Raw genomic sequence first — 20,685 nt, 5'->3', positions numbered from 1 at the left:
GTAGAAGGACTCGGCCCGGAAGAACCAGCCGGCCGTGACCTTCGGCAGCCAGTGGCCGCGCAAGGCGTTGGCCAGTGCGGTCCCGCTCTTGTCGATGGCAGCCGAATGATCGACCGGCCTGTAACCCTTGCCCCCGCCGGCCTCGTCATAGCCGGCCAGCGCGCCGATGGCTTCGAGCAGCGTCGATTTGCCGGTGCCGTTCTCGCCGACGATAATGGTGATCGGCGTGGTGAATTCGAACTCGAACGCGCGGCTGGCGAAGATCGGCAGGTTCCAGGGATATTGTTCCCAGTCCTCGACGCGCACCGGCTCGAGCAGGATGCGCTTGAGGTAGGGCGCCTTCAGCCGCGTCAGTTGCTTGCGAGGCGCCACGGGCAGCGTCAGCCTGGCAGCGAGATCGAGCCGTCTTCCGCGATCGGAAAGGCCGGATTGTGGGCGACTTCCCAGACATGGCCGTCGGCATCGGCGAAATAGCCATACCAGCCGCCCCAGAAGGCGCGGCCGGCCGGTTTCACGATCCTGCCGCCAGCTTTCTCGGCCATGGCAAGGACTTCATCGACTTCGGCGTCGGAGCGGGTGTTGTAGGCGAGGTAGACGGCCGACGGCGCCTTTGCAAAGCTGATGCCGGAATCCTCCTCGGCGCTCTGGCGCGGGAACAGGCCGAGGATGGCGCCACCCATCTGGAAGAAGGCGACGCCCTCTGTGATCCCTTGATGGCGGGCCAGGCCCATGCCCTCATAGAAGCGCGTCGCGCGATCGAGATCGTCGGTGGCGATGGTGATGATGGAGATACGCGGTTCCATTCGGATCTTCCTGTTTCCGGGCGCCCTACTCGTCCTTCCATTCCGGCTTGCGCTTGCCGACGAAAGCGCCGATGCCTTCCTCGGCGTCGCGCGCCAACATGTTCTCGACCATCACGCGGCCGGTGTAGGCATAAGCGTCGGCCAGCGCCATCTCGGCCTGGGCGTAGAACGCCTCCTTGCCGGTCTTGATCACCAAAGATGATTTTGAAGCAATGGTTTGCGCGTATTTGCTGACAACCTGATTCAGGTATTCGCGCGGCACGATGCGGTTGATGAGGCCGAATTCCCTGGCTGTGGCCGCGTCGATCGTCTCACCGGTCAACAGCATTTCCATGGCCTGCTTGCGCGAGACATTGCGCGACAGCGCCACCATCGGCGTCGAGCAGAACAGGCCGATGTTGACGCCCGGCGTGCAGAACGTCGCCTCGTGCGAGGCAATCGCAAGATCGCAGCTCGCGACCAATTGCAGCCCGGCGGCGGTGGCGAGGCCGTCGACCTCGGCGATGACGGGCCTGGGGTGGCGCACGATCGCCTGCATCAACTCGGCGCAAGCGGCAAAGGTCTCTTCGAAGAAACCCCGGCCGCGATCGGCATCGCTGCGATGGGCGCTCAGTTCCTTGAGATCGTGGCCGGCGCAGAACACCTTACCGGACGCCGCGAGGATAATGACGCGGACGGATCTGTCGGATTTCGCGCGATCGAACTCGGCCATCAGCGCCGCCATCACCGCCAGCGACAAGGCATTGGCCGGCGGGCTGGCGAGCGTCAGGCGAAGAATGCCTTTGTCCAGGCTGGCGACAACAGGCCCCTCGGCGATTGCCGGCTTGATGGCAACGACTTCAGCCATGTTCCAAACCTCTCCGCCCAATCCTTTTCGCCCTGCTGTGGCGAACTTCACAGACCATGGAACAAAAGAACTAGCACGCTGCCGATTGAAGAAAAGCCGCTAGCCGTGTTTTCTCGGCCGCAACATTTGGTCCAGGCGCCCTCGCCTTGGGTGCCCTGCCCGTCCCGCACATAGGAAATCGCCGATGCCCGCTCAAAGCAATCTGAAGCCGGTGTTGACCGCGGCTGACGTCAATCGGTTGATGGAAAGCGTCTATCCGCAGGTCAACGACCAGTTTTCCTTCTATCAGGCGCTGGAGGTGTTTCCCGGCGGCTGCACCGTGCGGCTCAATGCCGATGCGCGGCATCTGCGGCCCGGCGGCACGGTTTCCGGCCCTTCGCTGTTCACGCTGGCCGATATTGGGGGCTATGTCTGCGTGCTCTCGCATGCCGGGCCGGATGCGCTGTCAGTCACCACCAACCTCAACATCAACTTCGTGCGCAAGGCCGAGGCCGGTCCGATCGACGGCCATTGCCGCATCCTGAAGCTGGGAAAAAGCCTGATGGTGTTCGACATCGACATCGTCGCCGGGCCGGACGGACACACGGTAGCGCATGCCACAGGCACCTATTCGATCCCACCGAAACGTCCGAATGATGTGGTAAAATAATACCTTTTGCTCAATTCGTTGTTTTTGCTATGTTTTCCACACAAACAGAGATTTCGGTCGCCTTGACGCGCTGATTGCCCTCGCCTATAAGCCCTCGTGAAGCAGCGGCCCGCAACGGCCGCCGTTTTGTTATTGGCCACGGGCGAACACCCCAGCCAATCCAAGCAACAAGAAACGCCTTTCCCTGTCGTTCGCGGGTAGGGAGGGTCCAACCGAGAGCAAGAACCATGGCTACCTTTTCGCAGAAGCCTGCGGATGTGGTGAAGAAGTGGGTGCTGATCGACGCCGAAGGTCTCGTCGTCGGCCGCCTCGCCACTGTCATCGCCAACCATCTGCGCGGCAAGCACAAGCCCACCTTCACCCCGCATGTCGACGACGGCGACAACGTCATCGTCATCAATGCCGACAAGGTGGTGTTCACCGGCAAGAAGTACACCGACAAGGTCTACTACTGGCACACCGGCCATCCCGGCGGCATCAAGGAGCGCACCGCGCGCCAGCTGCTCGAGGGCCGTTTCCCCGAGCGCGTCGTCGAGAAGGCCGTCGAGCGCATGATCCCGCGCGGCCCGCTTGGCCGTCGCCAGATGAAGAATCTCCGCGTCTATGCAGGCGCTGAACATCCGCATGTCGCCCAGCAGCCCGTCACGCTCGACGTGGCCAAGCTGAACTCCAAGAACAAGAGGGCTTCGTAATGGCTGAGCTTTCCTCGCTCGCAGAACTCGGGACCGCCGCTGCCGTCGCGCAGCCGGCCGCTCCCGTCCACGTCCAGAAGCTCGACAAGTCGGGCCGCGCCTATGCCACCGGCAAGCGCAAGAACGCCATCGCGCGTGTCTGGGTGAAGCCGGGCTCCGGCAAGATCGTCGTCAACGACAAGGAATTCGCGAGCTACTTCGCGCGTCCGGTGCTGCAGATGATCCTCAACCAGCCGATCATCGCCGCCAACCGGGCTGGCCAGTACGACATCGTCGCCACCGTCATCGGCGGCGGCCTGTCCGGCCAGGCCGGTGCCGTTCGTCACGGCATCTCCAAGGCGCTGACCTACTACGAGCCGGCGCTGCGCGCCGTGCTCAAGAAGGGCGGCTTCCTGACTCGCGACAGCCGCGTCGTCGAGCGCAAGAAGTACGGCAAGGCGAAGGCCCGCCGCTCCTTCCAGTTCTCGAAGCGCTAAGCGCTCCGGTTTCAAGCTTTCGAAAGGCCGCCTTCGGGCGGCCTTTTGTTTTTGGGATGCTCAGGGGCCGCGGCCGGCCGGTGTCTTGATGTAGTCGATGAAGGCCCGCAGCGGCGCCGGTACCAGGCGGCGCCCGGGATAATAGAGAAACGGCCCCGGAAAGCTCTGCCACCACGGCTCCAACACAGGCTCCAGCGCGCCGCTCTCGAAATGCGGGCGCACCCAGTCCTCGAACAGCCAGAGAATGCCGACACCAGCGATCGCCGCATCGACAGCGAGATCGACGCCTCCACCGATGCTAACGACCAATGGCCCCGTGGGATCGACGCGCACTACCTCGCCGTCGCGCTCGAACTCCCAGGGCGTCATGACCCCGCTCGGGAAGCGGCCGCGCACACAGGCATGGCCAAGCAGGTCGCGCGGGTGCTGCGGCCGGCCGTGCCGGTCAAGGTAGGACGGCGCAGCGGAGGTCGTGAAGCGCTGCACGCGGGGCCCGATCGGCACCGCGATCATGTCCTGCTCCAGCCGCTCGTCATAGCGGATTCCGGCGTCGCAGCCGGCCACCAGCAGATCGATGAAGTTCTCTTCGGCGATCACCTCCAGGCGAATGGCGGGATAGGCCGCGAGAAATCCCGGAACGATTTTGGGCAGCACCAGCCGCGAGGCGCTTATCGGCACGTTGAGACGCAAGGTTCCGGCGGGCCGGTCGCGAAAGCCGTTCACCACATCGAGCGCTGCTTCTACCTCGCCCAATGCGGGGCCGAGTCGCGCCAGCAGGCTGGCACCAGCCTCGGTCAAAGCAACGCTGCGCGTGGTGCGGTTGAAGAGCCTGACACCGAGCTGGGTTTCCAGACGGCGGATGGCTTCGCTGAGCGCGGAGGCGCTGCCCGCCGTCGCGCGGGCTCCTTCGCGAAAACCGCCGGCGCGCGCCACCGCCATAAACGCCTGGAGATCATTGAGATCCGCCGTCATTGTTCGTCGTCCCGTACAACCTGTCCAGATTATAAGCGATTATCGAAACAGCCGACAGCGCCTATCTGCCTCGTCGACAGCAAGGAGAAACAGCATGTCCAGCATCGACAAATCCGACACCTTCACACTCGGCGACCGCCTGGTCCGTCGCCTCGGCTACGGCGCCATGCAGCTCGCGGGCAAAGGCGTGTTCGGCCCGCCGAAAGACCATGACGCGGCCATCGCCGTGCTGCGCGAAGCGGTGGCGCAAGGTGTGAACCATATCGACACCAGCGACTTCTACGGCCCTTACGTCACCAACAGGCTGATCCGCGAGGCGCTATCGCCTTACCCCGACGACCTCACCATCGTCACCAAGATCGGCGCCCGTCGTGGCGAAGACGGCTCCTGGCTGCCGGCGTTCACGGCCGATGAGCTCGAGCAGGCCGTGCACGACAACCTTCGCAATCTTGGCCTCGAGGTGATGGACGTCGTCAATCTGCGCATCATGTTCGGGGTGCATGGTCCGGCGGAAGGCTCCATCGAGGCGCAGGTCACCAAGCTTGCCGAACTGCAGCGCAAAGGCCTGGTGCGCCATATCGGCTTGAGCAACGTCACCCGCACCCAAATTGCGGAGGGTCGAAAAATCTGCGACATCGCCTGCGTGCAGAACCAGTACAATCTGGCGCATCGCGACGACGACGCGCTGATCGACGAACTGGCGCGCGCCGGCATTGCCTATGTGCCGTTCTTCCCGCTCGGCGGCTTCAACCCGCTGCAATCCTCGACCCTGTCGGGGGTGGCGGATCGGCTCGGCGCTACGCCGATGCAGGTAGCGCTGGCGTGGCTGCTGCAGCGCTCGCCCAATGTGCTTCTGATCCCCGGCACGTCGTCAGTTGCGCATCTGCGGGAAAACCTCGCGGCGGCGGAGCTGGAACTGTCGGCGGACGTCCTGCAGGAACTGGATGGCGTGGCGAAAGCGGCGTGATTGGCTAATCTCCCCCCTCGTGGGGGAGATGGTCGGCAGGCCAGAGGGGGGCGCGAAGGAACACCATCCTCAAAGGCCTGCGATCAACAAACACCTGAAATGCGGCCGCGATTGGACCCAGCTGCTGGATAGGCTGGCGGGACAGCGCCCCCCTCTGCCCTGCCGGGCATCTCCCCCACAAGGGGGGAGATCAGCTGCGTCGGCGCCGGCGCCTAATTGATGCTCGCCGTGTGCGCCGGCTCGGCCGGCCGAGGCTGATCTGCATAAGGCACGCGAAAACCGTTCGCTGCGAGCCATTCTATCGCCGCCTTAGGCTCATCGGTCTGGATGATGCTGGCGCCGCGCTCGGCCCAGAACCCCCAGGTCTCGCGCGGCAGGCTGGCAGCGACAGCCAACTCGTCGCCGCGGCCGCCGGAGAGGTAGCCGCCAGGCTTATTGACGATGGCGTAGGTGTCGGCCCAGATGTGCCAGCCGCCGCGCACGGCAGAAGCCCGCATGCGATTGCTGAACAGCGGTCCGCCCGTCTCGGTCAACGTCTCGCCGCCAGCCCGCCAATTGATCAGTTCGATCGCACCCGGAGAAAAGACCCGGCGGACCTTCTCGGCGAAAGCGGCGTCACGCACGGCGTCATCGGCGATGATCGGCATGAACTGGAAGCCGCCGCCGATGGCGTCGATCGCCGCCTTGACTGTGTCGATCCGCTGCTGGTTCCAGAGGTTCTCCTTGACGATGACCTGATCGGCCATGCCGAGATCGCGGGCAACCGCGATCATGCCGGGCAAGGCCCGAACGTCGAGCTTGTTGTCCAGATTGATCAGGATCCGGTCCCTGGTCGCCAGGAGCATCTCGCGCAGCGTCGAAACCGGCTCACTGGTGACAGCGCCAGTGCCTTCGAGGACCAGCCGGCATTCCTTCAGCTCGGCGACCGTGTAGCCGACCACCTCGCCCTTGCAGTTGGTGGTGCGGTCGAGCCAGCTGTCATGCATGACGACGAACTCGCCGTCCTTCGAGCGGCGGATGTCGACCTCGACGATCTCGGCGCCGAGCGCGATCGAGGCTTCGACAGCGGCAAGCGAGTTTTCCGGATAGAGCGTCTTGCCGGCCTGCATGCCGCCGGCGCGGTGCGCCGCCACCATCACATGGTCGCGCCACTGGTTGGCATGCTCGAAGCGGTCGAGGATCTGCCTGGCGCGCGTTTCGCCGGCCAAGGCATGGCCGATCGAGACCGCAAGCGCCGCGGAAAGCAGAAGGCCTTGCCAGATGGTACGCATCAAGAATCGCTCCGTTCCGGATGGAACCCCGGTTAGGCGATGCGCATGACAAGCCGGTGAACGAAGCCGGCTATGGGCTTGAACGGATTGGCTTCTCAGATCCGCTTGGCGAGCCGCCGGAACCAGGCCAGGGCCGGCATTTCGACGAAGCGCCAGGTGCACCAGGACACGGCGATGGTGGCGACAAGCATCGCAAGGATCGCGGCGAGGCCCACCCCCGGCAGGTCGGCGCCGAAGCCGGTTGCGTGGTCGCCGCGCAGCACGATGTCGCCGAGCAGGTGGAGCCCGAACTTGCGCTCCACCAGCCCGCCGACATTGATCATGCGCGCCTGCACGAAGATGTGGACCATGTAGATGGAATAGGAGAGCGCGCCCAGCATCAGCATCGGCCGGGTGCGCAGGAAGGCGCTGATCCAGCCTCCCTCATGCGCAAAGAGGTAGAGCGCCAGCGCAAACACCAAGGGAGCGGCGATGCCGGCATCGTTGTCGCCGGCCAGCGCGACGAAAACACCGATCACCGCGATCATCGCCATCTCGGCCGCCGTCCAGGCGAGCCGCGCCCTGGCGTCGCCGGCAAGCGCCTGTCGCGCCTCTGCAATGGAATCGTGCTGAAACCATGCCAGGAGCGCGCCGAGCGAGAAGCCGTAGAGGCAGCGGATGAAGCCAAAGTCGAAGGACACGTCCATATGCCTGTGAGAGAAGGCAAGCAGGAAAAGCGGCGCGGTGACGGCGGCGGCCACAAGCCAGATCCAGCTGCGCCGGCCCGTCGTGAAGACAATGGCGGCAAACAGCAGATAGGCGAAGAATTCGGCCGAGATGCTCCAGCTCGGGGCGTTCCAGCTCAGATGATCCTCGACACCCATGCCTTGCAGCAGGAAGAGATTGGTGGCGAGGCTGTTGAGGTCGAAGCCCCCGGTGAAGGGCTCGGCACCCGTGCCGCGCAACTGCGGCAAAATGAGCCGCAGTTCCTCGAAGGCGGAGAAGGCTGCCAGCATCAGCAGATGCAGCGGATAGATGCGGCCGAAGCGGACGGGCACGAAGCGGGCAAGCTCGACCGGCTCGCTGAGCCGGCTGCCATAGGAGCTGGCGATGACGAAGCCGGAGAGCACGAAGAAGAAATCCACGAACAGATAGGACCCGCCGACAAAGGCGCTCTGCGAGATCAGCGAGTCGGTCGGGAAATGGAACAATGCCACGAGCAACGCGCAGATGCCGCGCCAGGAATCCAGCACCAGGAAACGCTCGCCCGCCACGGTGCCGGTCCGGGTCGCCGCGGGCATGTGCGCGGGGTTGAGAAAGGCGGTCTGCGTCATGATGATACAATCCTGTGTTGTCGTGGCACTCGCCGAACGCCATTTCCGTTTCCCCACTCTGTGACTGGCATGTTGCGTGCCGGTTCTGTAGTTGTGGCAGCCCGATGAAAACCGAGGATCCGTAATGGCGAACCAGAACATCGACCATGCCTTCACCGCCCGCTCCAAGACGGGCGCGTCCCTCGAGCCGACCTATGCCGGCGCGCTGTCTTTCATGCGGCGCAAATACACGAAGGACGTGAAGGGCGCGGACGCCGTGGTGTGGGGCATTCCCTTCGACGCCGCCGTCACCAACCGGCCGGGCGCACGCTTCGGGCCACAGGCGATCCGCCGCGCCTCGGCGATCCTCGACAACGACCCGCAGTACCCGTTCTCGCGCGACCTGTTCGAGCACCTCGCCGTCGTCGACTACGGCGACTGCCTGCTCGACAGCGGCAACCATCAGAAGACGCCCGGCACGATCGAGCGCGAGGCGGCCAGGATCCTGAAATCAGGCGCCTTCCTGTTGTCGCTCGGCGGCGACCATTTCGTCACCTGGCCGCTGCTCAAGGCGCATGCCGCCATCCACGGACCGCTGGCGATGGTGCAGTTCGACGCCCATCAGGACACCTGGCCGGACGACGGCAAACGCATCGACCACGGCTCTTTCGTCGGACGCGCGGTGAAAGAAGGCATCATCGATCCCGACCGTTCGATCCAGATCGGTATCCGCACGCACGCCCCCGATACGTTCGGCATCAAGATCCTCTACGGTCATGAGGTCGAGGAGATGCGGGCGTCCGACATCGCCTATGCCATCGTAGACCGCACCGGCGGCAGGAAGACCTACCTCACCTTCGACATCGACTGCCTGGACCCGGCCTTCGCGCCGGGCACCGGCACGCCGGTCGCCGGTGGCCCATCCTCGGCGAAGATCCTGTCGACGCTGCGCCAGCTCGGCCAGGTCGACATTGTCGGCGCCGACGTGGTCGAGGTTGCGCCCGCTTACGATCATGCCGATATAACGGCGATCGCGGGCTCCATGGTGGCGATGCACTATCTGGGCCTGGTGGCAGAACGAAAAGCCCGGCTCGAGGAGCTGAACAACGGCAATACTGTTGCAGTCAATCATGCTCAGGGCATATAGCACTGAAATCGCAGGGAATTTTCAAAGGCAATGAAACCAAAAATCTTCATCGACGGCGAACACGGCACGACCGGGCTGCAGATCAGAGCGCTGCTGGCGGAGCGGGGCGACCTTGAGATCATCTCCATCCCCACCGAGCGCCGCAAGGAAACGGCGGCGAGAGCCGAGTTTCTCAACGCCGCCGACGTCGCGATCCTCTGCCTGCCGGACGCCGCTGCCAAGGAAAGCGTCTCGTTGATCGAGAACGACACCACCAGGGTGATCGACGCCTCGACAGCGCACCGCGTCGCGGCGGGCTGGGAATATGGCTTTGCCGAAATGGACAAGGACCAGGCGAGGAAGATCGCAGCAGCGAAGCGCGTCGCCAATCCCGGCTGCTGGCCGCAAGGGCCGATCGCGACGCTCAGGCCGCTGGTGTCGGCCGGATTGCTGCCCGCCGATTTCCCGATCACGGTCAACGGCATTTCCGGCTATTCCGGCGGCGGCCGGCCGATGATCGAGGACTATGTCGGCAAGGGCGAGGACGCACCCGAATTCCTGCCCTACGGGCTGACCCTGCAGCACAAGCACGTGCCGGAGCTCAGGACCTACGCCAAGCTTTCGCACGACCCGATCATGCAACCGGCGGTCGGCAATTTCGCGCAAGGCATGATCACTGTGGTGCCCCTGCAACTCGGCTCGCTTGACCGCGTGCCGACCGGCGCCGAAATGCACGCCGCGCTCGCCGATCATTTCGCTTCGATCGAGGGCGGCGTGGTCGAGGTCGCGCCCTACACGCATCTGGAGCGCATCGCCGAGGTCGATCCGGAAATCTACAACGGCACCAACAAGATGAAGGTCTATGTGTTCGCCAATGACGAGCGGGCGCAGGCGCTTCTGGTCGCCGTCTATGACAATCTCGGCAAGGGCGCGTCGGGTGCCGCCGTGCAGAACATGGACCTGATGCTCGGTCTCGCCCCGTAAGCGGGCAGGCGGGAATTCCCGACGGGCGAAGCTGCGGCAGGAGATCCGCCACGATGAAGGCGAAGCTCGTGGCCGCTCAGGCCCGCTGACAAAGGCGGTCGGCCATCAGCAGTCGGCCGCTTCTGCCCGTCAGGCCGAATTCGACAGTCAGACAGCAAGCAGCTCCACCACCTTCTGGACGTGAAGATACCCACCACCTCAGGCGACGTGGCTCAGCTTGCGAGCTTGACCTCATGCGGTAGCGGATAGGCGCCCTTGGTGCCGCGCCAGTGCGCGGCGGCAAAGCCCAACAGCACGAGCGCGAAACCCTGGTGGGTCAGCGCCATATGCAGCGGCACCTGCATCAGCAGCGTGCCGATGCCGATCGACGCCTGCACCAGGACGATAAGGAACAGCAGCGTCGCGCGACGCGCATGGGTCGTTCCCGGCAGACGCCGGCGGGTTGCGATCATGTGCCAGAGCGCCACCGCGAAGACCGTGTAGGCGCCGATGCGGTGGACGAACTGCACCGTCTTCGGGTTCTCGAAGAAATTGCGCCAGGCAGGCTCGAGCAGGAGCAGATCGCCTGGAACCAGCCTGCCGTCCATCAGCGGCCAGGTGTTGTAGCTCAAGCCGGCGTCGAGCCCGGCGACCAACCCGCCGAGATAGATCTGCACCAGCGCCAGAAGCACGATGACGCCGGCAAGCCGCTGCGTCGAGCGGTCGGCGGCGAGCTCGGAATGCGGCGCCAGCCCACGCGCGACCACCATCGTGGCGGTGAAGATCAGCGCCGCCAGCGTCAGATGCGTGGCCAGCCGGTACTGGCTGACCGAGACGCGGTCGACAAGGCCGGACGCGACCATCCACCAGCCGATGGCGCCCTGCAGGCCGCCGAGCAGCAGGATGCCGATGAGCTTCGGCCCCAGGCCGCGCTCGATACGGCGCGTCGCCCAGAAGAACAGCAGCGGCAGGGCAAAGACGACGCCGACGCTGCGCGCCAGAATGCGGTGCACCCACTCCCACCAGAAGATCGACTTGAACGCGTCGATGCTCATCCCTTTGTTGAGCTCGGCATATTGCGGGATCTGCTGGTAGCGCTGGAATTCCTCCTGCCACTCGGCATCGTTGAGTGGCGGGATGACACCATGGATCGGCTGCCATTCGGTGATCGACAGGCCGGATTCGGTAAGCCTGGTGGCGCCGCCGACCAGCACCAGGGCGAACAGCACGAGAAGCACGAAATACAGCCAACCGCGCAGTTGCGCCCGGTTGCGCAGGTCGCGATCGCGGGCGGCATAGGGTGCGGCAGCAGTGATGGCAGCCATCGTTGTGTTCCGGCAATTGAGGTCGCGGGATTGGTGGACCAAGGCAGCCCCGGTGGCAAGACCGGGCAGCGCGGCACGCCGTCGCGCCGCCGATGACGGGTTGCGCGCACCCGCCGATCGGCCTAAGCGGTAGCGGTCAGAGAGATCGCGACATGCCCATTCGCCTGAAAAAGCTGATCGGAACCGTGCTGCTGGTGGCGCTGGTCGTCATCTACGCGCTGGTGGCGTCGATCGTGGCGGTTGCCCAACTGTCGGAATCGAGCCCGCTGGTGCATCTGCTGTTCTTCCTGTTGAGCGGCCTGCTGTGGGTGCTGCCTGCGATGGGCATCATCAAGTGGCTGATCATCGAACCGCGGCCCAAGGGCTGAAGCGCGGCGTCTGCGAAGGCGCAAACGGGAACGTGATTTCCTTCCCGCTTGACGAACACATATCTCAATGGTTATACGTTTCGATCAATAGCCCTCAGGTTATCGATCCCATGACGAACGCACACGACCTGCTGTTCAGAACACTTGCCGATCCGACCCGGCGCGCCATCTTCGAACGACTGTGCCAGAAGGGAGAGCAGACCGTAGGCGCCCTTACGGCCCAGTCCGGGGTTTCGCAGCCGGCCGTGTCGAAGCATCTCGGTGTCCTGCGGCAGGCCGGCCTGGTGCGCGACCGCCATGAGGGACGGCAGACCCACTACAGCGCGCAGATCGGCGCGTTGTCGCCGCTGATGGACTGGACACGGCAGATGGCAGGCTTTTGGGAAAGCCGGTTCGACGACCTCGAGGATCTGCTCAAAAGGATAGATCAATGAACGATGCCGCTACCGAAACACGCTCCATAGTCGTCGAGCGGGAGATACCTTATCCGCCGGAAAAGATCTGGCGCGCGCTGACGCAACCGCATCTGATCGAGGAGTGGTTGATGAAGAACAATTTCAGGCCGATCGTGGCCCACCGCTTCAATCTCAGCGCGGACTGGGGCGGCGTCGATTGCCAGGTCCGGACCGTCGAGCCCAACAGGACGCTGTCCTACAGCTGGGACACCAAGGATCTCGAGAGCGTGGTCACCTGGACGCTCACCCCCACGGGCACGGGAACCCATTTGCGCATGGAGCAGACGGGCTTCCGGTCCGATCAGGAACCATACTTCCGCGGCGCAACCGTCGGCTGGCCGAGGTTCCTTGCAGCCCTGGAGCAGGTGCTGGCGCGGATGGACTGAGGCCAGCCGGCGCGCTTCGCGGCGCCGTGATCCCCGAACGCGAGAACCAGAGGAAGAAGCAGAATGAAGATCAAGCTGGCGAAAGTGTATGTGGACGACCAGGAAAGGGCCCTGGCCTTCTACACCGACGTTCTCGGCTTCACCAAGAAGGCCGATTTCAGCAATGGACCGTTTCGCTGGCTGACGGTGGCCTCGTCCGACGAGCCCGAGGGGACCGAACTGCAGCTGGCGCTGAACGACAATCCCGCGGCCAAGTCTTACCAACAGGCGATGTTCAAGCAGGGCCAGCCCGCCGTCATGCTCTTCACGGACGACATCAAGGGCGACCACGAGCGCATCAAGGAACGTGGCGGCGCCTTCGCCATGGCGCCGACCGAAGTCACCGGCTCGACCATCGCGCAGGTGAACGACAGCTGCGGCAATCTCGTCCAGATTACTCAATTGGCCCGCTGGTAGGGTTCCCGTTGGCTTTTTCAGAGGAGGTCGCATTGAGCCTTAGCCAATGGATTCGGCAAATTCATCGTTGGCTGTCGATCGCCTTTACGGTGACCGTCATCGCCAACTTCGTCGCCATGGCATTGGGGGAGCCTCCGGCTTGGGTGGTCTACTCGCCACTCCTGCCGCTCTTCCTGCTGCTGTTTTCCGGCCTGTACATGTTCGTGCTGCCTTATCTCGCTAGGTCACGCGACGAGCAGCGCGCGGGCGGATAGATGGCCAAGGCGCGCCAACGATCGAAGCTCACCGCCCAGCGGCCCGGCGCGGAGCCGGTCCTGCTCTCAGGCGGCAACCCGCAGATCGCCAAGGGCTATGGCGACGCCCCGGTGCAGGCCTACATCGCCGCCATGCCGGGCTGGAAGCGCGATGTCGGCCGCCGCCTCGACGCGCTGATCGAGCGTAGCCTCCCCAGCGTCGAAAAGGCGGTGAAATGGAACTCGCCGCTCTACGGGGTCGAGGGCCAGGGCTGGTTCCTCGGCATTCATTGCTTCACCAACTACGTCAAGGTGGCCTTCTTCCGCGGAACATCGCTCAGCCCGCTGCCCCCAGGCGAGTCCAGGACCAAGGAAACGCGCTACCTCGACATCCGCGAGGACGATCCAGTCGACGAAGCCCAGGTCGCCGACTGGGTGAGGCAGGCCAGCCGGTTGCCGGGCGAAAAGATGTGACCAGCCGATGGACACGAGGGGCAAACAACACGAAGGAAGTGACCGCCAGCCATGAAGAATAGCGCATCGCCGGAAAGCAAGTCTCCTTCGCAGCTGATAGACGCCAGGATCGAGGAGTTAGGCGACTGGAGGGGTCAGATGCTCAGCCGGCTCCGCGCTCTGATCAGGGACGCCGATCCCGACGTCGTGGAGGAGTGGAAATGGCGGGGCGTTCCGGTGTGGGAGGACGCCGGCATGATCTGCACGGGCGAGACCTACAAGGCCGTCGTCAAGCTGACCTTCGCCAAGGGGGCTGCCCTGGAAGACCCCTCCAGTCTCTTCAACTCCAGCCTGGAGGGCAACACCAGGCGCGCCATCGACTTCCACGAGGGCGATGCGATAAACGCGGAGGCTCTGAAGGCGCTGGTTCGCGCGGCTGTGAGCCTGAACAAGTCCAAGGCCAGGAAATAATCCGCGGGATCGACCGGCGGCGGCCAAGGTCTGTTGAGATGCAGGTCAGGCCGAGTCGAAAACGGTGATTTCCAAGAACCGGAGCGGAGCGTACTTAAAGTACGTGAGCACCGGAAGCGCAGGAAAGCGCCGTTTGCAGGCTGGCCTCACCTGAATATCAACAGACCTAGATCGTCACCACCATTTTGCCGGCATTGGCGAGCGGCGTCGTAACCCCGGACAGCATCGTGCGAATATGGGCGACGCTCTGGTAGCGTCCGTTGACGGAGATGCGCGGCAAGGCGTGCAGGAAGCCGGCATGCTCGGCGCGCAACACGCCATGGCGCGTCGTCACCGCCGAGACATAGCCGGCGTCGGTGGCAAAGCCCACTTCGCGGCGGCCGACGGCGCTGGCATAGCCATAGGGATAGGCGAGATGGCGCGGTTCCTGGCCGAGCTTTTCCAGCAATATGCGCCGGACATCGCCGATCTCATGCCGGGCATCGGCTTCCGGAAGCCGCTTCAAGTTGAGATGGTTGACGGTGTGGGCGCCGATCGTCACCAGCCTGTGTCCTGCCATGGCGCGGATCTCGTCCCAGCTCATCAGCGTGCTCGGGCGCCTTGTCTCCAGATCGATGCCGTTAGCGCGCGCGAATTCGCGCAGCGTCGCGCGCTGGTCCTCCTCGCGCACCTCCGCGGTCAGCCAGCTATGCAGGCGCGCATTGGCTTGGAGTTTTTTCCCCCGCGTCGAGCAATCGATCGTCACGGAGCCGTCCGGCATCGTCAGCGTCAGCCGATCGCGGGCGTTGACGATATCCTCGATCACGTCCCACCAAAGATCGGAGGCGCCGTCGATCAGACCGGGCGCGACATAGATGGCGATCGGGGCGCCGTGCTTTTCCAACACCGGCAGCGCCTCAGTCATGTTGTCGCGATAGGCGTCGTCAGCGGTGATGGTGGCGAACTGACCGCCCTTGCCGCCGTGCTTGATACGTTCGATCGCCTCGTCCAGCGAAACGAAAGCGTAGCCTTCGGCCCTCATGTCGGCGATGAGGGCGTCGAGGAAGCCGGGCGCGATGTTCAGGTGACGGTTGACGCCGTTCGGCTTCTCCGGCGTCGCGGTGACCCGGTGCAGCATGAGGATGGCGCCGATGCCGCCGACAAACGGCTTTGCCAGCGGGGCAAGGCCGGTGTAGCGGGCAACGTTCAGCGCCAGTTTCCGGATTGCTTCACCCCCGTCGATCATTCCTTCACCTTTTGCGCCTAGGCTCATCCAGCATGCGACGTGCCCATGCGTACCCCCAGGTTGAGACGAATACGCCTTAAGGATTGAGGTATGGTTGACGCCACCGCGTCATTTGACGGCAATCGGCTGGCCGCGCGCGAGACACCGCCACGCACCATGCCGGTCGGTCACGCCGGCCTGTCGGTGACCATCGGCGACGGCGCGGCACTTGCAACTTACGCGCGATTCTGCGCTTCGGCGCTGTTCGCGCCGGCGCAAAGTGCCGTTTGGGTAAGCAACTGGGCTCGGGCGGTTCAGCCCGACATTGTCGTTGCGGCACTCAGCGTCGAAAACGAGCAGGTGCTTTCTCTGGCCCTTGAAGTCGTCAGCCGTGGACCATTCCGCATCGCCCGCTTCATGGGTGGCCGCCATGCCAACGGCAATTTCGCCGCCGCTGCGCCGGGCCGGCTGCCAAGCGCCGACGCCGCGGCGGTCCGTTCGATGCTGAAGACCATCGCCCGGGCGCGACCCGACATCGACCTGATCTCGCTGGAGCGGCTGCTGCCCGACCTCGACGGCGTCGGCAATCCGCTCGCCGCCCTGCCCCATTTTCCGAGCCCGAATCTGTCGCTCGGCGTCGATCTCGACGGCGGCTTCGACGCGCTGCTGGCGCGCGCCAGCGGCAAGCGCAAGCGCAAGAAGCACCGTTCGCAGACGCGCAAATTCGAGGCGGTCGGCGCCTTCCGCCGTATCGAGGCGCGCACGCGCGCGGAGGTGGACAGGCTGCTCGATGCCTTCCTCGACATGAAGGAGGTGCGCTTCCGCAAGATGGGCATCGCCAATGTGTTCGGCGAGCCGGAGGTCCGCGCCTTCTTCCGCACCCTGTTCACCGAAGCGCTGGCAGAGGGAAAACCGTCGTTTGTGTTGCATGGCCTGGAAGTCGCCGGCAAGCTGCGCGCCGTCACCGGATCGAGCCTCTCGGGCAAGCGCCTGATCTGCGAGTTCGGCGCGATCGCCGAGGACGATCTCGCCTTCACGAGCCCCGGCGATTTCCTGTTCTTCGACAACATCCAGGAAGCCTGCCAGGCCGGATTCGGCGTCTATGACTTCTCGGTCGGCGACGAACCCTACAAGCGGCTATGGTGCGATATTGAGACCCAGCATTTCGAGGTGCTGGTGCCGCTGACGCTGAAAGGCCGCGCGCTGGCGCTGGCGCTCCGGCAAGGCGCGCGGACAAAGGCCATCATCAAGAACAGCCCGCTCATCTGGAAGCTGACCAAGATGCTACGCCGCAAGGCCGCCGGACAGGCGGCGCCTGCCGCCGAGGACGACAACTAATCACTGACCGCTGAGACCATTCGAACGATGCCCCGGCAAGCGGCCAGAGAATCGCGGTCTCACGCCGCCGTGCGGCGTCCTGGCACCGGCGTCCCCGGGGCCTCGTGGCCGAGCGGCGTCACCAGCGTGAGCTCGGGGTAGCCGTTCTCGATCAGTTTGACTGCGGCCTGCGTCACCTCGTCGTCGGCTTCCAGCATCGACAGGAAGACCTCGGTGCCCTCGCCCACCAGCCGGCCGATGCCCTGCGCGTCGGCCGGGCCGCATTCGACCACGACAAGATCATAGGCGGTGGTCAGCGACTGCATGATGATCGGCAGCCGATCGGCGGCGCGCATGGCGCGGGCCGGATCGGCGGTGCCGACCGGGATGACGTGGCAGTCCGAGTAGAGGTCGGCGTGGATGACGTCGCTGAACTGCGCCTCCGAGGCGAGCAGGTCGGTGATCCCCGGGAAAAGCCCGCTGTCCAGCATCGGCCGCGAGGCGGCACCCGATGCGGTGAGGTCGAGCAGCAGCACGCGCAGGCCGGCGTCCGAGACCTCGCGCGCTACCAGCACGGCGGAAGCGGCTGCCTCGTCGCCTTCCGGCGACACGAATATGGCGCGCGCCGTGCCAGAAGCGATCAGTTTCTCCGCCGCCTTCTCGATATCAATCTCGCCCAGCGTCGAGGCCTGCTGCCCGGTGTCTCCATCCGTCGCGTCTGCTGCGGCGACTGCTTCCGGCCCTGCCTCCGGTTCGGTCGAGCGATGCCTGGTCAGCCCGGCATCGACAAGCGCGGGCTCGGCGCGGGCAACCGGCATCTCCACCTGCTCGATTCGTCCAAATCGCGCACCGGTGGCCGGGCGCATGGCGCGGCCCGAAAACAACTCCCGAAGCAGCGTCGCGACCGCCATCAGCAGCAGCGAGGCGACAAACGCGGCGCCGACAATCGGCACGATCTTCGGGAAATAGGGCTCCGACGGCACCACGGCGCGCGAGAAGATACGCGCATCGACCGGCAGGTAGTTGCGATCGCTGCGCGAGGAGGCCTCGCGGTAGCGCGTCATATAGGATTCAAGCAGTTGGCGCTGGGCGTTGGCGTCGCGCTGCAGCGCGTCGAGCTCGACCTGTTGCTCGCCGGCACGGGCCGATGCGGCCTTCAGCGTGTTGACGTCGCCGAGGAGCTGGTTCTCGCGCGCCTGCGCCGTCTGCGCCTGCGTCGCCAGACCCTTCATGATCTTTTGCGCCTCGTTACGGATCTGGCCGTCGAGATCGGCAAGCTGTGATTTCAGGGCGCGGATGCGGGGATGATTGTCGAGCAAGGTGGTGGAGAGGTCGGCGATGTTGGCCCTGAGCTCGACCTGCCGCTCGCGCAGGCGTTGGATCAGGTCGGAATTCAGAACTTCCGGAACCGCATCCAGCGAGCCGCCTGACTGCAGCGCCTTGCGCACGCTGTCGGCGGTCGCCTCGGCGGCGGCGCGATTGGCGCGCACCCGCGACAGTTCGGTGGACAGTTCGGAAAGCTGCTGGGTAGCCAGCACCGCATTGTTGCCGCCCATCAGGAGATCCGACTGCGCGCGGAAGTCGGCGACCTTGGCCTCGGCATCCTTGACCCGCTTCGACAGGTCGGCGATCTCGGGCGCAAGCCAGTCGGTGGCTGCGGCGTTCGATTCCAGCTTGGCGTTGCCCTGGACGGAAATGTAGGTGTTGGCGATGGCGTTCGGGATGTCGGCGGCGAGCCTGGGATCCTCCGAGGAGAACTCGATGACGATAACGCGAGATTTTTCAACGCTGTAAACGTTGAGCTTCTCGCGCATCTTCTTCAGCACGCGCTCTTCCGGCGCGATTTCGTTGGGGTCGCTTTTCAACCCGACGATGACAAGCAGGCGGCTGAGCGCCGACATCTTGGCCGCCTCGTCGAATTCGGGCAGCTTCGACAGGTTGAGCTTGGCGGCCACCTGCTTGAGGATGTCCGTCGAGGAAATGACCTCGACCTGGCTGGCGACGCCCTGCTCATCGAGAATCGGTTTTTCGCTGTCGTTGCTCGTGCCGTCAGGCCGGGTGAAGACCGATTCGCGGGTTTCTATCAGCAGTTTCGTCTCGGCCTTGTATTGCGGCGTGGCAAGCCAGGCGAGCGCGAAAGCCAGACCAGTGACGGCAAGCGCAACGATAAGAATGCGCAACCAGTTCCTCGCCAGGCTGGCGAAGAGTTGCCTGAGATCGACATCGACGTCTGCGGCCGCGGACTGAACGGACATGCATCCTGCTCCGAACTTGAGTCTAGGATGGACCGTAAACAACTATGGTAACTCAGCCGTTAAGATAAGAGCGGGCGCCATTAGAGACGACTGAAGAACATTCAGCAAAGACAGTAGAATAGCTACGCTTTTTGGCAACCGCCGCCGCCCGGGACGGCAAACCTTTACCGGCCATTAACCCTAACAGGAGGATAACGGATTCCGTTCCCTGGGGTTTGCCGCAACATCTGGCGGCCAGCGATGAAGGTTCGTGACCGGTCATGAAAAGCACTGCCTCCCTTTTTCGTGCTCTGCTTGCCGTATCAATGCTCGCCGGCTGCTCAAGCTATCGGCCGACACCAGCGGCCTTCCATGAGGTGCTCGACCAACCTTATCGGCTGGGTGCCGGAGATCGCGTCCGGGTCACCGTATTCGAGCAGGATGGCCTGACCAACACCTACAGCGTCGACCAGTCCGGCTATCTCTCCTTCCCATTGGTCGGCTCCGTGCCGGCACGCGGACACACCGCCCAGCAGCTCGAGAAGGAAATCGCCGACAAGTTGCGGCAAGGCTATCTGCGCGACCCCGATGTTTCGGTCGAGATCGACCGCTACCGGCCGATCTTCGTGATGGGCGAAGTTGGCGCGGCCGGCCAGTATTCCTATGTGCCGGGCCTCACCGTGCAAAAAGCCATCGCGATCGCCGGCGGCTTCTCGCCGCGCGCCAACCAGGAGAGCGTCGACATCACCCGCGACATCAACGGCAAGGTGATGACCGGGCGGGTGGTCACATCCGATCCGTTGCTGCCCGGCGACACTGTCTACGTGCGCGAACGGCTGTTCTGAAAACCAACGTGGCGGCGAACCTGCGGATCGTCCATTGCTTTCGCTCACCCGTCGGCGGGATTTTCCGCCATGTGCGCGACCTGACCGAGGCGCAGCTCGCCGCCGGTCACTCGGTCGGCATCGTTTGCGATTCGACCACCGGCGGCGCTTTCGAGGAGCATCTATTCGAGGGTATGAAGGACAGCCTGGCGCTCGGCATCCATCGCACGCCGATGCAGCGCCATGTCGGGCCGGGCGACCTCGCCTCGGCTTGGCGCACATACAGAATCATCAAGGAATTGCGGCCGGACGTGCTGCACGGGCACGGCGCCAAGGGTGGCGCCTATGCCCGTCTGTTCGGCTCACTGTTGCGGGTATCAAGGTCTCGCGTAGCCCGCCTTTATTCGCCGCACGGCGGCTCCCTCCATTATGACGAGACGACGGCCACCGGGAAGCTGTTCTTCGCGCTCGAGCGATTCATGGCCCGGTTCACCGACTGCCTGCTGTTCGTCTCCGACTATGAAAGGCGCACCTGGCGCAGGAAGGTGGGCGAACCGCCTATCCCCAACACGCTGGTCTACAATGGTCTGCGCGCCACAGAGTTCGACGTGGTGCCGACCCTGCCCGAAGCGGCGGACCTGCTCTACATCGGCATGATGCGCGACCTAAAGGGACCGGACATCTTCATCGACGCGGTGGCGCTGGCCGGCAACAGACTCGGCCGCCAGATTAGCGCGGTGATGGTCGGCGACGGCGACGACCTGCCGCGCTACCATGCGCAGGTGAAGCGCCTTGGGCTCGACGGCCACGTCCGCTTCCTGCCGCCCATGCCGGCCCGGGATGCCTTCGCGCTGGCGGAGCTGATTGTCGTGCCCTCGCGCGCCGAGGCCATGCCCTATAT

25 protein-coding genes are annotated in these 20,685 nt (G+C 64.4%); 16 read left to right on the top strand and 9 right to left on the bottom strand.

Annotated features, from left to right (window positions below; translation table 11 throughout):
- The 3 genes from EN781_RS04105 to EN781_RS04095 form a co-directional block, all read right to left on the bottom strand.
- Positions 1–372, bottom strand: a 372-nt coding sequence (locus tag EN781_RS04105) for an AAA family ATPase (protein ID WP_145965442.1), incomplete at its 3' end; no start/stop codon positions are given.
- An 8-nt stretch (positions 373–380) separates the two neighbouring features.
- Entirely contained in the window at positions 381–803 is a 423-nt protein-coding gene (locus EN781_RS04100; protein WP_126054904.1) for a VOC family protein, read from the bottom strand.
- A 25-nt stretch (positions 804–828) separates the two neighbouring features.
- Positions 829–1,650 carry an enoyl-CoA hydratase gene (locus EN781_RS04095; protein ID WP_126054905.1) on the bottom strand — a complete coding sequence of 274 codons (822 nt, stop codon included), beginning with the start codon at positions 1,648–1,650 and terminating at the stop codon, positions 829–831.
- A gap of 184 nt (positions 1,651–1,834) precedes the next feature.
- On the opposite strand from EN781_RS04095, the gene EN781_RS04090 reads away from it, so the two are divergent.
- From EN781_RS04090 to rpsI, 3 genes are all read left to right on the top strand, one after another.
- On the top strand, positions 1,835–2,299 hold the full coding sequence (locus tag EN781_RS04090) for a PaaI family thioesterase (protein WP_126054906.1): 465 nt from the start codon (positions 1,835–1,837) through the stop codon (positions 2,297–2,299).
- Positions 2,300–2,526: 227 nt separating this feature from the next.
- On the top strand, positions 2,527–2,991 hold the full coding sequence (rplM, locus tag EN781_RS04085; protein ID WP_126054907.1) for a 50S ribosomal protein L13: 465 nt from the start codon (positions 2,527–2,529) through the stop codon (positions 2,989–2,991).
- Positions 2,991–3,467 carry a 30S ribosomal protein S9 gene (gene rpsI, locus EN781_RS04080; protein WP_126054908.1) on the top strand — a complete coding sequence of 159 codons (477 nt, stop codon included), beginning with the start codon at positions 2,991–2,993 and terminating at the stop codon, positions 3,465–3,467. The genes rplM and rpsI overlap by 1 nt, the downstream gene beginning before the upstream one ends.
- A 60-nt stretch (positions 3,468–3,527) precedes the next feature.
- On the opposite strand, the gene EN781_RS04075 is transcribed toward rpsI, so the two are convergent.
- On the bottom strand, positions 3,528–4,439 hold the full coding sequence (locus EN781_RS04075) for a LysR family transcriptional regulator (RefSeq protein ID WP_126054909.1): 912 nt from the start codon (positions 4,437–4,439) through the stop codon (positions 3,528–3,530).
- A gap of 94 nt (positions 4,440–4,533) precedes the next feature.
- Here EN781_RS04075 and EN781_RS04070 point away from each other — a divergent pair, with 94 nt between their 5' ends.
- Positions 4,534–5,406 carry an aldo/keto reductase family oxidoreductase gene (locus tag EN781_RS04070; protein WP_126054910.1) on the top strand — a complete coding sequence of 291 codons (873 nt, stop codon included), beginning with the start codon at positions 4,534–4,536 and terminating at the stop codon, positions 5,404–5,406.
- A gap of 212 nt (positions 5,407–5,618) precedes the next feature.
- On the opposite strand, the gene EN781_RS04065 is transcribed toward EN781_RS04070, so the two are convergent.
- Positions 5,619–6,677 (bottom strand): glycerophosphodiester phosphodiesterase family protein, encoded by a 1,059-nt coding sequence (locus EN781_RS04065; RefSeq protein WP_126054911.1) that lies wholly within the window; start codon positions 6,675–6,677, stop codon positions 5,619–5,621.
- 95 nt (positions 6,678–6,772) lie between these two features.
- A complete protein-coding gene (locus EN781_RS04060; RefSeq protein WP_126054912.1) occupies positions 6,773–7,990 on the bottom strand; it encodes an acyltransferase in 1,218 nt (405 codons plus the stop codon).
- 124 nt (positions 7,991–8,114) lie between these two features.
- Here EN781_RS04060 and speB point away from each other — a divergent pair, with 124 nt between their 5' ends.
- Positions 8,115–9,116 (top strand): agmatinase, encoded by a 1,002-nt coding sequence (speB, locus tag EN781_RS04055; protein WP_126054913.1) that lies wholly within the window; start codon positions 8,115–8,117, stop codon positions 9,114–9,116.
- A 30-nt stretch (positions 9,117–9,146) separates the two neighbouring features.
- Positions 9,147–10,079 carry an N-acetyl-gamma-glutamyl-phosphate reductase gene (argC, locus tag EN781_RS04050; protein WP_126054914.1) on the top strand — a complete coding sequence of 311 codons (933 nt, stop codon included), beginning with the start codon at positions 9,147–9,149 and terminating at the stop codon, positions 10,077–10,079.
- 212 nt (positions 10,080–10,291) lie between these two features.
- On the opposite strand, the gene EN781_RS04045 is transcribed toward argC, so the two are convergent.
- Positions 10,292–11,383 (bottom strand): COX15/CtaA family protein, encoded by a 1,092-nt coding sequence (locus EN781_RS04045; RefSeq protein ID WP_126054915.1) that lies wholly within the window; start codon positions 11,381–11,383, stop codon positions 10,292–10,294.
- A gap of 152 nt (positions 11,384–11,535) precedes the next feature.
- Between EN781_RS04045 and EN781_RS04040 the strand changes: the two genes are divergently transcribed.
- The 7 genes from EN781_RS04040 (at position 11,536) to EN781_RS04010 (ending at position 14,205) form a co-directional block, all read left to right on the top strand.
- Positions 11,536–11,751: a DUF2842 domain-containing protein gene (locus EN781_RS04040; RefSeq protein ID WP_126054916.1), complete on the top strand. Its 216-nt coding sequence runs from the start codon at positions 11,536–11,538 to the stop codon at positions 11,749–11,751.
- A gap of 110 nt (positions 11,752–11,861) precedes the next feature.
- Positions 11,862–12,185 carry a metalloregulator ArsR/SmtB family transcription factor gene (locus EN781_RS04035; protein ID WP_126059087.1) on the top strand — a complete coding sequence of 108 codons (324 nt, stop codon included), beginning with the start codon at positions 11,862–11,864 and terminating at the stop codon, positions 12,183–12,185.
- On the top strand, positions 12,182–12,592 hold the full coding sequence (locus tag EN781_RS04030; RefSeq protein WP_126054917.1) for an SRPBCC domain-containing protein: 411 nt from the start codon (positions 12,182–12,184) through the stop codon (positions 12,590–12,592). Before EN781_RS04035 ends, EN781_RS04030 begins: the two co-directional genes overlap by 4 nt.
- 63 nt (positions 12,593–12,655) lie before the next feature.
- Positions 12,656–13,048 (top strand): VOC family protein, encoded by a 393-nt coding sequence (locus tag EN781_RS04025; RefSeq protein WP_126054918.1) that lies wholly within the window; start codon positions 12,656–12,658, stop codon positions 13,046–13,048.
- 32 nt (positions 13,049–13,080) lie between these two features.
- Positions 13,081–13,302 (top strand): hypothetical protein, encoded by a 222-nt coding sequence (locus tag EN781_RS04020; protein WP_126054919.1) that lies wholly within the window; start codon positions 13,081–13,083, stop codon positions 13,300–13,302.
- The gene (locus EN781_RS04015) at positions 13,303–13,755 is read left to right on the top strand and encodes a DUF1801 domain-containing protein (protein ID WP_126054920.1); all 453 of its coding nucleotides are present in this window, start codon (positions 13,303–13,305) and stop codon (positions 13,753–13,755) included.
- A gap of 51 nt (positions 13,756–13,806) precedes the next feature.
- Complete coding sequence (locus EN781_RS04010) at positions 13,807–14,205, top strand: DUF1801 domain-containing protein (RefSeq protein ID WP_126054921.1); 399 nt, start codon at positions 13,807–13,809, stop codon at positions 14,203–14,205.
- 166 nt (positions 14,206–14,371) lie between these two features.
- Here the strand turns inward: EN781_RS04010 and EN781_RS04005 are convergent, their stop codons facing one another.
- On the bottom strand, positions 14,372–15,430 hold the full coding sequence (locus EN781_RS04005) for a polysaccharide deacetylase family protein (RefSeq protein WP_126054922.1): 1,059 nt from the start codon (positions 15,428–15,430) through the stop codon (positions 14,372–14,374).
- A 90-nt stretch (positions 15,431–15,520) separates the two neighbouring features.
- On the opposite strand from EN781_RS04005, the gene EN781_RS04000 reads away from it, so the two are divergent.
- The gene (locus EN781_RS04000; protein WP_126054923.1) at positions 15,521–16,747 is read left to right on the top strand and encodes a GNAT family N-acetyltransferase; all 1,227 of its coding nucleotides are present in this window, start codon (positions 15,521–15,523) and stop codon (positions 16,745–16,747) included.
- Between the two features lie 59 nt (positions 16,748–16,806).
- Here the strand turns inward: EN781_RS04000 and EN781_RS03995 are convergent, their stop codons facing one another.
- On the bottom strand, positions 16,807–18,981 hold the full coding sequence (locus EN781_RS03995; protein WP_126054924.1) for an exopolysaccharide transport family protein: 2,175 nt from the start codon (positions 18,979–18,981) through the stop codon (positions 16,807–16,809).
- 260 nt (positions 18,982–19,241) lie between these two features.
- On the opposite strand from EN781_RS03995, the gene EN781_RS03990 reads away from it, so the two are divergent.
- Together EN781_RS03990 and EN781_RS03985 are read left to right on the top strand one after the other, a co-directional pair.
- On the top strand, positions 19,242–19,805 hold the full coding sequence (locus EN781_RS03990; protein WP_126054925.1) for a polysaccharide biosynthesis/export family protein: 564 nt from the start codon (positions 19,242–19,244) through the stop codon (positions 19,803–19,805).
- Between the two features lie 8 nt (positions 19,806–19,813).
- Positions 19,814–20,685, top strand: an 872-nt coding sequence (locus EN781_RS03985) for a glycosyltransferase (protein WP_127399803.1), incomplete at its 3' end; no start/stop codon positions are given.

It is taken from the genome of Mesorhizobium sp. M4A.F.Ca.ET.090.04.2.1, from assembly GCF_003999085.1.
In the GTDB taxonomy this organism is placed as follows: domain Bacteria; phylum Pseudomonadota; class Alphaproteobacteria; order Rhizobiales; family Rhizobiaceae; genus Mesorhizobium.
The sequence above is the reverse complement of the archived record's forward strand: the minus strand, read 5'-3'. Positions and strand labels throughout refer to the sequence as shown.